8 protein-coding genes are annotated in these 11308 nt (G+C 72.9%); 4 read left to right on the forward strand and 4 right to left on the reverse strand.

Translation table 11 applies throughout. From position 1 onward, the window contains the following. Window positions 1-618: RICIN domain-containing protein (locus tag ADK55_RS04910; RefSeq protein ID WP_199826446.1), on the forward strand; the 618-nt coding region annotated here is incomplete at its 5' end. Window positions 619-708: 90 nt separating this feature from the next. On the opposite strand, the gene ADK55_RS04915 is transcribed toward ADK55_RS04910, so the two are convergent. From ADK55_RS04915 to ADK55_RS04925, 3 genes are all read right to left on the reverse strand, one after another. Next, window positions 709-2724, reverse strand: a complete 2016-nt coding sequence (locus tag ADK55_RS04915; protein WP_053676220.1) for an ATP-binding protein — start codon at window positions 2722-2724, stop codon at window positions 709-711. Between the two features lie 65 nt (window positions 2725-2789). Next, window positions 2790-3491: a DUF4255 domain-containing protein gene (locus ADK55_RS04920; protein WP_053676216.1), complete on the reverse strand. Its 702-nt coding sequence runs from the start codon at window positions 3489-3491 to the stop codon at window positions 2790-2792. Between the two features lie 165 nt (window positions 3492-3656). Continuing rightward, on the reverse strand, window positions 3657-4343 hold the full coding sequence (locus tag ADK55_RS04925; protein WP_078998485.1) for a helix-turn-helix transcriptional regulator: 687 nt from the start codon (window positions 4341-4343) through the stop codon (window positions 3657-3659). A 305-nt stretch (window positions 4344-4648) separates the two neighbouring features. On the opposite strand from ADK55_RS04925, the gene ADK55_RS04930 reads away from it, so the two are divergent. The 3 genes from ADK55_RS04930 (at window position 4649) to ADK55_RS04940 (ending at window position 9764) form a co-directional block, all read left to right on the forward strand. Next, the gene (locus ADK55_RS04930; RefSeq protein ID WP_053676217.1) at window positions 4649-7492 is read left to right on the forward strand and encodes an AAA family ATPase; all 2844 of its coding nucleotides are present in this window, start codon (window positions 4649-4651) and stop codon (window positions 7490-7492) included. A 192-nt stretch (window positions 7493-7684) separates the two neighbouring features. After that, entirely contained in the window at window positions 7685-8443 is a 759-nt protein-coding gene (locus ADK55_RS04935) for a GntR family transcriptional regulator (protein ID WP_053676218.1), read from the forward strand. A 49-nt stretch (window positions 8444-8492) separates the two neighbouring features. Next, window positions 8493-9764, forward strand: coding sequence for an MFS transporter (locus ADK55_RS04940; protein ID WP_053676219.1), 1272 nt, complete (start codon window positions 8493-8495; stop codon window positions 9762-9764). Between the two features lie 121 nt (window positions 9765-9885). Here the strand turns inward: ADK55_RS04940 and ADK55_RS04945 are convergent, their stop codons facing one another. After that, window positions 9886-10695 carry a helix-turn-helix domain-containing protein gene (locus ADK55_RS04945; protein ID WP_234349896.1) on the reverse strand — a complete coding sequence of 270 codons (810 nt, stop codon included), beginning with the start codon at window positions 10693-10695 and terminating at the stop codon, window positions 9886-9888. Between the last annotated feature and the right edge of the window lie 613 nt (window positions 10696-11308).

Raw genomic sequence — 11308 nt, forward strand, 5'->3', positions numbered from 1 at the left:
GCACTCTCCCCGCCGCCCCCGCCGCCGTCACCCAGCGCCGAACCGGAACCGCCGAAGGCCGAGAAGCCCAAGGACGACGCCGGCGGCGGCGGGGGAGGGGACGCCCCGAAGCCGTCGAAGCCCGCGGGACCGCCGCCCGTGGTACCCGCCGAGAAGGTCCTGCTGCGCAACGCCGCCACCCGCAAGTGCGCCGATCTGCCGGGCCGCGAGAAGGGCGCGATCAACACGGCCGTCCAGCAGGCCAACTGCGACGGCACCGCCGGGGACAACCAGCTCTGGAACCTGGAGGTGAAGTACCCGAAGCTCGGCCCCGGCGGAAAGCCGCTCTTCCAGATCCGCAACACCACGGACAAGTTCTGCATGGACCTCGGCGAGTACGGCGGCCGACCCGTGGGCACCGGCATCGGCGAGTTCCACTGCGCCGGCACCACCGCCGACAATCAACTGTGGTGGATCGAGAAGCAGGAGAGCGGCGACTACTGGATCCGCAACTTCGCCAGCAACAACAAGTGCCTGAACGTGAACGGCGGGGCCAACACCGGGGACCGGCTGGACATCTCCGACTGCAGCAACACCGGCAACCAGGAGTGGAAGATCATCCACCCCAAGACCGACTGAACCCGCGGCGGCCGTCCCCGATCACCGTCCCCGATCGGGGACGGTGATCGGGGACGGCCGCCGGACCTGTTGACCGGCACGGCCGCCGGATCACCAGCCGCCCTCGCCCGGCACCAGCCGCCCCGCCTTGCGGTACTCCCGCCGGGCGCCCTCCAGGAGGTCGTCCGCCGTCACCTCCCCGCCGCGCCCGGCGGCGAGATAGGCGGCGGTGACCACCGCGCTGCGGATGGAACCGCCCGCCAGCTCGAAGTCCCGGGCCAGCGGAGCCATGTCGATGTCGTCGACGGCCGGCACGTGCGCCAGCCCGTACCGCCACAGCGCGAGGCGCTGTCCGGGGTCCGGGAACGGGAAGTCGACCACCAGGTCCAGCCGCCGGGTGAACGCCTCGTCGATGTTCGCGCGCAGGTTGGTGGTGAGCAGCGCGATTCCGTCGAACGACTCCAGCCGCTGAAGCAGGTAGGAGCTCTCCATGTTGGCGTAGCGGTCGTGCGCGTCCTTGACCTCGGAGCGCTTGCCGAAGACGGCGTCCGCCTCGTCGAAGAGCAGCACCGCGTCGGTGCGGTCCGCCTCCGTGAAGATCCGCTCCAGGTTCTTCTGGGTCTCGCCGACGTACTTGTTCACGACCGACGACAACTGGACCACGTACAGGTCGAGACCGAGGTCGGCCGCGACGACCTCCGCCGACAACGTCTTGCCCGTACCCGACTCCCCGGCGAACAGCCCGAGGACGCCCCGGCCCCGCCCACCGCCCGCGCTGAGCCGCCAGTCGCCGAGCACACGGCTGCGGTGGCGGGCCCGCAGGGCCAGTTCGCGCAGTTGTTCCAGGGGTCTTTCGGGCAGGACCAGGTCGGTCCAGTCCACGGCCGGCCGGATGCGGCGGGTGTGGCTCTCCAGCCCCGAGGCCGACTGGCGGCGCGCGGCGCGCCGCACATGGGCGGCGGTGACCGCACCGCCGTCGAAGGCGGCCAGCGCGTGCGCGGCCCGGGCGGCCCGCCGTACCCGGTCCCCGCCGAGGCGGTACGGGGCGACCGTCGCGGCGAGGTCGAAGCCGTCGGCGTCCGCGCCCAGCGCGGCCCGCCAGGCGGCCGTCCCACCGTCCCGGCGGCCGGGCGCCTCCAGGACCAGGGGATCCTCGGGGCACCAGTGGGGGTCGTACGGGCGGGGGTCGGCCAGCAACACGGTCACGTCCGGCGCCGCGGCGAGCGCCCGCACCAGCGGGCCGGGCAGCTCGGGGAGCGCCGGCACGACGACGGCCCGGCCACTGAGGCGGGCCTCGCGCAGCAACTCGGCGACGTGCTCACCGGGTGCCGTGCAGCACAGGCCGTCCAAGCCCGCTGCGCGCAGGGCAGCGGCGTACGCGGCCAGGCCCTCGCCCTCGCGCTGTTCGCGCAGATAGACGGTGGCGGGGCCGGACTCCAGGAGGGCCGCGAGCCGCTGGGCGAACTGCTCGGTCGCCGTGTCGGAGGGCAGCGGTTCCGGCATCGGGTGCAGCAGGTCGAGCAGCGCCGCGTCCGGCGTGTCGTCACCGAGGAGATGCCCGATCAGCCGGTCGGGCACGCGCAGCGAACGCGTCAGGAAGGGACGTTCGGGCTCGTCGACCTCCAGCAGGCCCAGGGCCGCGAGGGGCGCGCGGGCGTGCAGCCGGGCCCGGGCCACTGCGGAGTGCGCGGGCACCCCGCACAGGTCGAGGGCCAGTCCGACGGTGGCCCGGCGCCTGCTCACGTCGTCGTTGAGGTAGCCGTAGAGCGGTTCGAAGGTCCGGTCGACGTCGGGTGCGAGGGCGACGAGCACGACGGCGACGTCGAGCGCGGTCAGGCCCGCCCGCCCGGCCAGCGCGGCCAGCCGGTCACCCGGGCCCGACGCCTCCTGTCCGCCCACGGCCCGATCGGCGCCGGCCTCGGATCCCGCCCCACCGTCCGTCACCGCGGGCCAGGAGCCGAGGAGATGGCGGACCGCCTCCTCCGACAGGTACAGGCCGCGCAGGGGATCGTCGGCCGTGGGATCGCCGGCCGTCCGCCGTTCGACCAGCGCCGACACCCGCCCGCGCAGCCCGTCGAGACGGGCGAGCAGCGCGCGGGCGGGCTCGTCGACGGCGTCGGGCGGCAGTGCTCCACCGCGGGCCGGCGCCGCAGCCGGCGCCGCATCCGACGCAGAGACGGCGTACGAAGCGCTCACCGCGCGTCCGAGCCGCGGGAGGTCTCCCCGCGGGTGGCCGCGTCCTTGCCGGCGACCCGCGCGGCCCGGGCGGCCGCCACCTGGTGGGGACGGTGCGAACGGCCCTCGGACACCGCCGGGTCGCCGTCCAGCCCGCCCACCCGCAGCGTCGCGCCCTCGGTGACCGGCGGCCCCGCGTCGTAGTCGGGGTAGGCCGGGAAGGGCACGGTCACCACCAGGTCGAGGGACGGCTTCAGTTCACCGCCGAGCGCGGACCAGATCTCGGCGAGCGACCGCGACTCCGACTGGATGCCCGCCACGGACAGCGGCACGGAAAGCCCCAGCGACCCCAGCGAACCCGGCAGTTCGTCCGGCGGCACCACCTCGCGGGGCAGCAGCGTCGCGAGTACGGCGGACAGCAGTCGGTGCTCGTCCAGCGGGGTCTTCGTCCACGCCGTCACCAGGTACGACAGCCTGAACCAGCGCGGCGGCCGGCTCCGCCGCACCACCACGTCACGCTCGTCCCGCACCCCGATGTGGCCGCGCTGACGCCGGGCCACGTCCTCCCGGATGTCGTACAGATAGCAGTTGACCACGGGGGCGTTGCGCCGGGCGGCCCAGTCACGCGTCGGCGCCTCGAAGGCCACCTCTATGCCCGAACCCGTCAACGCCCCACCGCCGAGGAGGCCCTTGAGCATCTCGTCCACCTCGTGGATCACGCCTGCACTCCCGCCTCGCCCGCACGACCGATTCCGATCGGCCCGTCGTCCACCGTCGATCGTCCCTCGGACAGCCGCCCGGCCCGCAGGGGCACGAGGGCCGATCGAGGGGCAGTCCGGCCTGCCCCGGCGGACACCTCTGGCCGCGTTCGTTTGCCCGGGCGGTCAGATGTAGCCTTCCCGAAGGGCAAAAGCCACGGCGTGCGCCCGATTGCGCAGGTGAAGCCTTGTGGTGAGTCCGTGCATGACGTTCTTGACGGTCCGTTCGGAGTAGGACAGCTTGCCCGCGATCTCACCGGTGTCGAAACCCTCGGAGACCAACCGCAGGACGTCCACCTCACGGGACGTCAGCCCGAGGGCCGGCGCGCCGGCCCGGCCCGCGCCCCGATGCAGCGTGCCCACCTGGTGGATGAGCCGGCCGAGCAGATCGGCGGGTAGATCGCCGTCACCGCGGGACGCGGCCAACACCGCCTGCACCAGCCGCTCACCGGTGGCCTCGTGGCGCCAGACGATCGTGCCGACACCGCACTCCACCACATCCATCAGCTCGTTCTCCCGCATCGCGCCCACAACGAGTACGGCGCGCGCCCCCTCGCTGCGCACGATCCGACGCAGCCGGGTCAACGCCGCCTCGTCGAGGGCGTCCTCCACGAGCAGGGCCACCGTGCCCGGACCGGACTCCTCGCGAAGCTCGATCTCCGGGTGTCTGCGCAACAGGTCGACCGCTCCCGCGAGGCCGATCGGGTCCGCGGCGGACACCGCCACGGGGACGCGCCGGTCCCCGGGGCCGGCGTCGTGGCCCGTGCCGGGAGCGGACGTGGTCGTCGTCGTGGTGCGGGGTGAGTTGAGCAACCGTTTCCCCTGTTCAGTGGCCCGCCGCGCAACGCGGGCCGGTGGCGGATGAGCACCCTCCACCCTTCTGCGGTCGCCACGGGAACCGCAATCGTGGAGCACCACGAGCCGCACCACGAGACCGCGCCGGCGAGCACCACGAGGCCGGCGCCCTCGGCGGCCATCACCGCAGGTCACAGCGGGTCTCGTCGGCATTCGGACAGGTCTGGGGGTCGGCAGTGAGGTACGCCACTTCATGCCACCGCGCCACGGAATCCGTCGTCTCACCCGGCGGCGAAGCACACCCTTCACCACAGGAGGCACGGATGACCAGGCCGCTCCGTGAACGCGACCGCGCCCGGGCGCTGATCGCGGCCGAGACGGAGCGGGCCCTCTCCGGTTCCGGCGGCCTGGTGCTTCTTCAGGGAGCCACCGGAACCGGCCGTACCGCCGTGCTGGAAACCGCCGTTCAGGACGCCGCAGCCCGGGGCCTGCGCGTGCTGTGGGCACGGTGCTCCCCGGAGGACACCGGGATACCCTTCGCCACGATCCTCCAACTCCTGGGACCTGTCGCCGACTTCACCGACCTCTCTCCCGAGCACGACGACCGGGGGAGCGCCGCCCGCCTGTGGCGGCTGCTGCGCGCGTACGCGGACGAGGGCCCGCTCCTGATGGCGGTCGACGACGTCCACCTGGCCGACGCCCCCTCACGCCGCTGGCTGCGGGAAGCGGTACGCCACCTCGACCGCTTACCGGTCCTGCTCGTCGCCGGCGAACGCAGCCAGTACGACATCGACCCCCGGCGTGCCGGGCTCGCCCAATCCCTGTCCCCGTCCCTCGTCCGCACCCACACCATCGACCCGCTCGGCGACACGGCCGCCGCGGACCTCGTCCACGCCGCCCTGCCGGCGGCCACGCCCGACTGGACGGCGGAGTGCGTACGGGCGGGCGCGGGCAGCCCCCTGCTGCTCCACGCCCTGCTCGACGACCTCGGCGGCCCGCGGCCGGACGGCCCCGTACCGGACACCGTCCCGCCCCTGCCGGAGACCTGCGCCGCGCTGTACCCCGGAAGCTATCCGGCGGCCGTCTCGTGGTGGCTGGACAGCGCGGGCGCGGCGACGGCCGAGGTGGCCCGCTGCCTGGCGGCGCTGGAGGAGGCCTGGCCGCGGCCCGAGGACCGACAGCCCGGGGGCGGCGCGGGCGACTCCGTGGCCCCGGACGTGGCCGGGGTGCTGGCCGAGGCGGCCGGCGCCGACCCCGCACGGGTCACGGGCTGGCTCACCGCCATGACCCGCATCGGACTCCTGCGCCCGGACCCCGCCGGTCTGCCCCGCTACGCCCACCGACTGCTGCGGGACGCCGTGTTGACCGGCTGGCCGACGGTACGACGGGAGGCCGCGCACCTGGTGGCCGCGAGGACGATGCTGCGGCGCGGCGAACGCGTCGAGGCGGTCGCCGCACACCTGCTGCGCACGCCGGGCGTCGGCCTGCCCTGGGCGCTGCGCGTACTCCAGGACGCGGCGACGGTCGCGGTGAACGACGCCCGCCCCGGCGACGGCGCCGGGTATCTGCGCCGCGCCCTCGACGAACCGCTCTCCGACGACCGGCGCCAACGGCTGCTGACCGAACTGGGCTCGCTGGAGTACGCCTCGGCCGACGGCGCCGTGGCCATCGCACGCCTGGCGGAGGCACAGCACCTGCCGGCCGCACCCCGCGACCGGGTGCGCACGGCCGTCGCCCTCGGCACGGCCCTGGTCGGCCGGGGCGAGGTCACCACGGCCCTGGAGGTGCTGCGGCGCACGGAGGGCAGTCTGGACGGACATCCGGGACTCACCCGCACCGTACAGACCGCCACCGCCCTGCTGTCCGACGCCGACCTCGTGACCCGTCAGGAGACCTACCGTCGGCTCTCCGAGAGCGGCGAGTACGCGCCGGAACTCGTCGGCACCGCCAGCCGGGCCCTGCTGGTGCGCTACGAGGCGACGGCCGGGCTGATCTCGGCCGGCGAGGCCATGACCCGCGTACGGGCCCTGCTCGCGCAACCCTCCGACCCGCTGGCCGAGCCGTTCCTCCTGGGCACGGCGGCGGCCGTCGCCGAATGGGCCGACGAACTCGACGAGGCCGAGCGGCTCGTGGACCGCGGCCTGGCCGGCCAGCACCCGGCCCTCCTCCACCCCATGGAGCACGCCCTGCTCAACACCCGCGCCGACATCGCGGCGGCCCGCGGCGACATCGCCCGGCTGATCGCCGTGCGCGGCGACGGCGCGGCCGTCGCCGCACGCGCCCACAGCGGACCCTCCAACCGGGACGCCCACGTGCTGATGGCACTCGTCCACACCGGGCGCTCCGAGGAGGCCCGACGGCTCGCCGACGCCTTCGACCTGAGTCGGGCCCCCGAATCGTGGGAGCTGAACCGCTTCCTCTACGCGCGAGGAGTACAGCGCCTCGCCGCCGGCGACCCGGCGGGCGCCCTCCACGACTTCCTGGAGTGCGGCCGCCGGCAGAGCGCCCGTGAGGTGCTCAGCCCGGTCGTCACCCCCTGGCGGTCGGCGGTCGCCCAGTGCCGCCTCGCGCTCGGCGGCGGTCAGGAGGCCCTGGCCCTGGCCACCGAGGAACTGCGGCTGGCCAGGGTGTGGAACACCCCCCGCACGGTGGGCCGCGCCCTGCGGGTCCTCGGCACCGCGACCGGTGGCCGCCGAGGGCTGGGCCTCGCCGAGGAGGCGGTCGAGACCCTCAGGGACGCGCCCGCCGACGCCGGCATGGAACTGGTCGAGGCCCTCCTCGCCCAGGGTCGCCAGCTTCTCGCCGCCGGCGAACGCGGACGCGCCCGCGACCCGCTGCGCGAAGCGGCGGACCTGGCCGAACGCAAGGGCGGGCTACGTCTCCTCGCCCTCGCCGAGCAGGCCCTGCGCGAGGGCGGCGCCCGGGTCCCGACCGCGGCGCGGACCGGCTCGGGCGCCCTGACCGACAGCGAGCGCCGCATCGCGGACCTGGCCGCCGCCGGACGGACGAACACCGAGATCGCCGACCTGCTGCACCTGGCCCGCCGCACCGTGGAGACCCACCTGACGAGCACCTACCGGAAGCTGGGCATACGTCGCAGGGCCGAACTGCCCGCCACCCTGGGCGACCCCCGCCCACCGGCCGGCGCCCCCCCGAAACCGCCCTGACGCCCCCCCGTGCACCCGCCCGCGGACGGGGCCGCGGCGGTCACCGGCCGAATGCCGCGAACCCCCGCGGGCGCGTGAGCGCCGAGCGTACTTCTACTCCAGCAGCTTTTCCGCCGTGCAGTAGCTTGCCAACGCCCCCTGAAAGCGACCGGTTCCGAGCCGTGGCGGAGCGGACCCACCGGAGGACCATCCATGCCCCGAGAGGCTCAGTACCTCACAGTGGCCGACGCGCTGCGCACGCGGATCCTCGCGGGGGAGTGGGAGATCGGCGGACGCCTGCCGTCCCGGGCCCGGCTCGCCGAGGAGTACGGGGTCGGGCGCAACGTCATGCAGCGGGCCGTGGACCGGTTGATCATCGACGGTCTTCTCGAAGGCCGCGCCGGCTCGGGTACCTACGTCCGCACCCCGCGCGAGCGCCTGCGACTGGTCCGTTCGCGGCACCGCGAACTCCGAGGCGGCTCCTCCCCCCGCTCCGAGGTGAGGGAGCGGGGCAGGGCCGACGCCTGGGATTCCCACAGCCGAGTGCGTGTTCCCGCCCCTGAGGAAATCGCCGGGCGGCTCGGCATCAGCCCCGGAGACCCCTGCGTCAACACTCACTACGAGTTCCTCGCCGAAGGGCAGCCCGTCCAGCTCTCCGAATCCTGGGAGCCGATGAACATCACCGAGGGAACACCGGTCGTGCTGCCCGAGACGGGCCCCCTGGCGGGCAGGGGGGTGGTCGAGCGGATGGGCTCCATCGGCGTCGTCATCTCGACCGTGGTCGAGGTTCCGCGCCCGGCGCGTGCCACCCAGGCACAGGCGAACCTGCTGGGGATCAGCGTGGGGGACCTCGTGCTCCGGATCGAGCGCATCATCTACGACACCGATGGACGCCCCGTGGAAACCGCCGACATGGTCATTCCGGACGCGCGTCGAGAAGTGGTCTACGAGTTCGGCGCCGACTGCCCGTAACCGCTGAAACCAATGGAACGACTTTCCCTCTTCCGAGGTTGGAGAAACGATGCCACGAACTTCCCGACTCGGACTCCTGCGAGATCGGGACTTCGGGCGTTTGTCCGCTGCCACCGCGGTCGGTCAGTTGGGCGACCGCATCGTCTTCCTCGCGTTGCCCCTGGTCGCCATCGCGTCCTTGCGTGCCGACGAGTTCCAGGTCGGGTTGCTGACCGCGATGACCACGGCAGGCTCGCTCCTGGTCGGGTTGCCGGCCGGCGCATGGGTGGACCGCATGCGGAAGCGATCGGTGATGGTCAGCACTGATTTCGCTCGCGCGCTGGTCCTCCTGACGATACCGATCGGGTGGTGGGCCGACCTTCTCTCCATGGAGTGGCTTTACGCGGCCGCCCTGCTTCATGGAATGCTGACCGTCTTCTTCGATGTCGCGTACGTCAGCCATCTTCCGCACCTGGTGGGCCGCGACAAACTTGTGGAAGGGCACTCGAAACTGTCGGCCGTACGCTCGGTGACCAGTATCGGCGGACCGACGATGGCAGGGCCGCTGGTCGCCCTGATCGGAGCCCCGGCAACCCTCTTGGCGAGTTCGGCGGGCATGGCCATGTCCGGGCTGCTCGCCCTCACCATCCGCGGACGAGAACCGAAGCCGGAGTCCAGTGAGCGCCCTCGACTGGGAAGGGAGATCAGGGAGGGGCTGAGGTTCGTCCTCAGGCACCCCGTACTGCGCGCCATCATGCTGGGAGACGCGATGTTCAACAGCTTCCTGGTCATGTACCAAACCATGCTGCTGGTCCACCTGGATCGGGAGATGGGGCTCCAGCCCTTCGCGATCGGTCTCGTTCTGTCGGGGATGGGCTGCGGCGCCCTGCTCGGCGCACTGGCGGCGACCAGGATCTCGGAGTGGGTCGGGTACGGTCCGGTCATCTGGCTCTCGGTGCCGGCGACGTGTCCGTTGACCGTCCTCATGCCGTTGGCGCGACCCGGCTGGAGCGTGTACGTGGCCGCGATCGGACTCGCGCTTCTGTCGACGGGCGGAGTCGTTCGGGTCGTGGCCCAATCAAGCCTCCAACAGGCACTGACACCGGATCGACTTCTGGGTCGGATGAGTGCGACAACTCGATTCGTGTCCTGGGGCGGCATTCCCTTCGGCGGGTTCATGGGTGGAGTGTCGGGCTCCGTGTTCGGAGCGACAGGCACCTTGTGGGTCGGGGCGGCCGGCATGACGGTGAGTTTCCTCCCCAACTTCCTGTCACCGCTCCGCGTGATGCGCGGATTGCCCACGGACCACGCCCCGAGTTCGCCCGCCGCGGCGCCGGGATGAGTGCGACTGCCCGCGTCGGCGGGTGCCTCGGCGCCGACCAACAACTCCTTGGTGAAGGTCCCCGTCGCGTATCGAGGGGACCTTTCCTCCACTGGGGGGCCGACAGGCGCCGCCGGTCGGGTCAAGCCGCCCGGGAGGCCGAGGCGAGGGGGCGGGTGGCGGCAACGCTGTTGTGGAGGACCGCCTGCACGGCGTTGCGCAGCATTGTTCCGTATGCGACGTGAGCATTGCCCTGGGTGAGATCGGGCGCCAGGATGCTGATGGCGCCGACCACGCGAGGCTCGGCACCGGGGGCCGCCGGGGCTCCGGGCAGGCGCCGGAGAGGTGCCGACACCAGGCTCCAGCCGGGCAGTGGTGAGCCGGTGACCGCCACCTGGGCGGAGCGGATCCGCCGAAGGTCATCGCGCAGGGGTACGTCCTGACCGGCGAGATTGGCGAGCATGGCCAGGCCCGGAGCGTCGCAGTGGAGCGGGGCGTGGCGGAGTCGGTCGACGGCGCCGGGGGTGAGGGCCAGTTCGCGCCGGAAACGCGGATGGGACGTGCCAGCGGCGGAGATGCACACGCGCTCCCCGTTCAGGGGTGAGTAGGTGTGCAGGAGCACCACCTGCCGGGTGCGTCGATGGATGCCCTCGAGGAGGAGGGTGGCGCCCCGCACGGGGGCTCTGCTGGGGTGCACCAGTCCCGGCGGCAGTTCGGCCATGGCGCCGGTGGCGGGGCGGAGCTCCCAGTGGCCGAAGCGGGGTCGATCGCAGAGCTCTGCCTGGTGGAGTCGCAGCAGCCGGCGGTGAACCGTCGAGTCGTCCAGGTCGGTGCGGTTGGCGATGGCGCGGAAACGGTGCGGCCCCGCACCCAGTGCCTCCAGGGCGTGCAGGACCGCGAGTGTGCGGTCCCGCTCCCGACGTTGATGAGGGTTTCGCGCGCTGATGTCCACTGTTCCTCCCGTTTGGGGCAAATCGATGTGGTGGTTGGGGTGGTTGATGCCGTTGATCCGTCTACACGATCTTTACCTCGGAGTACGGCGGGTTGACCAGGAAAACCCTCTTCCGGAAAGGGGACTTCCTGTGGCGTACGGTGAGGTGTCGTGTCTGGAATGGGAGAGAAGTTGCCGGTATTGACGTATGTCGACCATCGCTTTGAGTGAACCGTGAAGAAAGTCTTTACGGGGAGGTGGGAGGCTTGCCCACCCCGTGTGCCGCTCGACCGACCCGACCGCCGCATCCGACGGATGCGGAAACAACCGCGCAAACCCCCCAGGGGTCAACCGCCCGGGTGGCCGGCCGTACGAAACCGGCCACCACAGGTTCTCTTCCACCCCACCCCACCCCACCCCGCCCCGCCCTCTGGCGCGGCGTCCGCGTCAACTCCGCCGTCGCTTGACGCCGTGCGCCGCGACGACTTCGCGTTCCCGCGGAGTGGTTCCTCCTGCGCTTGGGCGGTCAGTCGGATCGCCGCGCCGGCGGGGGGGGCGTCCCCCGATCGCCCGGGAGATGCCGCCGAGGCCCCGGAATCCTCCCAGCCCTTCCTGCGACGCCCGGGGCGGGGCG

Source organism: Streptomyces sp. WM4235 (assembly GCF_001279725.1).
GTDB lineage: Bacteria > Actinomycetota > Actinomycetes > Streptomycetales > Streptomycetaceae > Streptomyces.